General features: G+C 72.6%; 1 protein-coding gene and 1 pseudogene. Both read left to right on the plus strand.

Translation table 11 applies throughout. The features are described from left to right. Nucleotides 1–564, plus strand: a 564-nt coding sequence (locus tag B9G38_RS17285) for an HAD-IIA family hydrolase (protein WP_086221176.1), incomplete at its 5' end; no start/stop codon positions are given. Between the two features lie 287 nt (nt 565–851). Further along, nucleotides 852–1,484, plus strand: a pseudogene (locus tag B9G38_RS17290) (DUF92 domain-containing protein); the annotation flags it as partial.

Consider the following 1,484-nt stretch of genomic DNA (forward strand, 5'->3'; position numbering starts at 1 on the left):
GTCACCACGCGGTACCTCCGCGAGCGCCACGCGGACGACGACCTGCTCTGTATCGGCGAGTCGGGGCTGCTCGACCAGTTCGCCGAGGCGGGGCTCTCGACGACCGACGACGTCGACGCCGCCGATGCGCTGGTCGCCTCGATCGACCGCGGGTTCGACTACGACGACCTCTGTACCGCGCTGTGGGCCTTAGAGCGGGAGATCCCGTTCATCGGCACCGATCCAGACGTCGTCATACCGGCCCCCGAGCGCGACGTTCCGGGGTCCGGCGCCGTGATAAACGCGATCGCGGGCGTCGCCGAGCGCGAGCCCGACGCCGTCCTCGGCAAGCCGTCGGACACCGCGATCGAGATGGTGCGCGAGCGGCTCCCGTACCCCCCGGAGGAGTGCCTCGTCGTCGGCGACCGGCTCGACACGGACGTCGCGCTCGGCGAGCGCGCCGGGATGACGACCGTCCTCGTGCGCTCGGGCGTCACCGACGAGGCGGCCCTCGCGGCGTCCGATATTTCCCCCGACTACGTGATCGACAACCTCGGCGAGATCGACCGCGTTATCGGCCGATAGGCGGGCAATGGACCGCAGATAACGTCCGCCGAACGACCCGCCGATAACGTCCGCCGCGTGGACAACAGTTATGTACGAGCGAGTGTACCGCTCGCACATGGGAGTGGTTGACTCACACGAGGACCGGACCGGTGACGACGAGGAGGCCCCGGAGGAGCCCGTCCGCGTGCTGGAGGGCCACGCGGTCCAGTTCAACGAGTACCGGTACTGATCCGCCTCCTCACCCCGCGGCCGACCGCCCGACGGCTGTCGGGACCGTTAAGTGGGCGTCGCGGGTAGCCGAGGGTGTGATACGGAGGCTCCGACGCGCGGGTATCTTCGCCGCGGTGGCCGCGCTGGCCGCCCTCGCGCCGACGCTCGACGCCGCCGCCGCCGTCCCCTTCTTCGCCGTGGCGGGGGCGGCCTTCTTCGGCGTCCGCGACGGCGAGTGGTTCGAGACGCTCGCCCTGCCCGGCGACCGCGAGGCCGAACGCCTCTACGGGCTCGTTTCGTTCGCGCTCGCGGGCGCCGGCCTCGCGCTGTTCGCGTCGCTGCCGCGCGCGCCGCTGCCGGACGAGGCGTTCGCGGCCGCGACGCTCGCGGTCGGCGCCGGTCGCCTCGGCCGGACCCTCGTCTCCCGCCGGACGACCGACGAGTTCCCGCTCGTCGCGGGCTACGTCGCCGCCGGGACGGCCGCCGCCCTCCTCGGACAGGTCGCGGTGCGCCTCCAGACCGACGCCCCGGTCGACGGCGCGACGGTCCCCCTGCTCGTCTTCCTCGCGGCCGCGGCCGCGCTGACGGCCGCCCTCGTCCGCTCGCTGGTGTTCTCGCGGGACGCGCACATCACGACGATACTCGTCGCGTTCGTGACGTGGGGGTTCCTCGCCCTGGAGCCCGCCGGCGACCCCCCCCCTACCGTCTCTTATTCACATCCCCGACCC

Source organism: Halorubrum sp. SD612 (assembly GCF_002135005.1).